Here is a 1401-nt window from a genome sequence, read left to right on the forward strand (position 1 = left end):
CCGGATCCACGGCGACGAGCCGCGGGTCGACGCCGAGGCGGTCGAGCTCACGCAGCAGATAGCGACCGAACGGGTCGTGGCCGACGCGGCTCACGAGGCCCGAGCGCCGACCGTGGCGTGCGGCGGCCACCGCGACGTTGGCGGCGCTGCCGCCGAGGTATTTGCCGAACGTCGCGACGTCCTCGAGCCCGACACCGTCCTGAAGGGGATAGATGTCCACGCCGAGGCGACCGATCGCGAGGATCTCGGGTGCCGTGTTCTGCGTCATACTCCGCTGTACAACTCTCTTCGGAAACCTGCGCCGCCCTGGTCGACGGCATGTCCTAACAATAGCACATGTTGACCTGTCGGCAAGGGGCACTTCGGATGCCGCAACACCCCGCTCCGCGTCGATATCACCGAACATGTGTCGACATACGTAAGATTGTCGCGACATGGGAGTGAGCCCCGAAGAGGAGGCGGCGAGCGCGATGGCGAGCGACGAGATCTACTGGCCGGAAGAGCTGTTCACCGACCTCGACCGCACGGGACCGGTGCCCCTCTACTTCCAGGTGTCGAGCCGGCTCGAGGCCGCCATCCACGACGGCGTGATCCCCGCCGGCGCCCGTCTCGAGAACGAGATCGCCATCGCCGTACGGCTCGGTCTCTCCCGGCCGACCATCCGGCGCGCGATCCAGGAGCTCGTCGACAAGGGCCTGCTCGTGCGCCGCCGCGGGATCGGCACTCAGGTCGTGCAGGGGCAGGTCACCCGCCCCGTCGAGCTCACGAGCCTCTACGAGGACCTCCGCAACAGCCACCACGAGCCCGGCACGCGCGTGCTCGCCCACGAGATCGTGCCCGCGACCGATCCGGTCGCGGAGGGTCTCGGGGTGGCCGTCGGCACCGACGTCGTCTTCATCCGCCGCCAGCGCAGCACCGACGGCGTGCCCGTGGCCGTGCTCGAGAACTACCTCCCGATCGAGTTCTCCGACATCACGACCGAGCAGCTGCAGGATCGCGGGCTCTATCAGATCCTCCGTGCGCGCGGTGTGACGATCCAGATCGCCAAGCAGAAGATCGGCGCCCGGCGCGCGCAGGGCGATGAGGCCGAGTTGCTCGATGTCGAGCGCGGCGGCCCGCTGCTCACGATGGAGCGCATCGCTTTCGACAACTCCGGCCGTGCTCTCGAGTACGGCCACCACTGCTACCGGCCCGACATGTACAGCTTCGAGACGACCGTCGTCGCGAAGTAGCGGGGGTACCGCCAGTACCTCCCGCGCCGCACCGGCGAGACGTAGCGTGGACGCATGCACGACATCCGCGCCGAGGTGCGCGAGTTCCTGAGCTCGCGTCGCGCGCGCATCACCCCTCAGGAGGCGGGTCTGCCCGCCTACGGCGGCAACCGTCGCGTGGCGGGGCTGC

Annotated in this window: 2 protein-coding genes and 1 pseudogene; 2 read left to right on the forward strand and 1 reads right to left on the reverse strand. The window is 68.9% G+C overall.

Annotation, left to right across the window (positions count from 1 at the left end; genetic code table 11):
• Positions 1-268: PfkB family carbohydrate kinase (locus ASG00_RS17400; RefSeq protein WP_235559324.1), on the reverse strand; the 268-nt coding region annotated here is incomplete at its 3' end.
• A gap of 202 nt (positions 269-470) precedes the next feature.
• On the opposite strand from ASG00_RS17400, the gene ASG00_RS06300 reads away from it, so the two are divergent.
• Entirely contained in the window at positions 471-1232 is a 762-nt protein-coding gene (locus ASG00_RS06300) for a GntR family transcriptional regulator (protein ID WP_056207643.1), read from the forward strand.
• A gap of 54 nt (positions 1233-1286) precedes the next feature.
• Positions 1287-1401: pseudogene (locus ASG00_RS18910) on the forward strand (transcriptional regulator); the annotation flags it as partial.

Origin of the sequence: Microbacterium sp. Leaf351, from assembly GCF_001423825.1 — a bacterium.
Lineage (GTDB): Bacteria > Actinomycetota > Actinomycetes > Actinomycetales > Microbacteriaceae > Microbacterium > Microbacterium ginsengisoli.

Bases quoted from the DNA above. Each gene is read 5' to 3' on its own strand.
- ASG00_RS06300 (WP_056207643.1), top strand. From the start codon at position 471: ATGGCGAGCGACGAGATCTACTGGCCGGAAGAGCTGTTCACCGACCTC.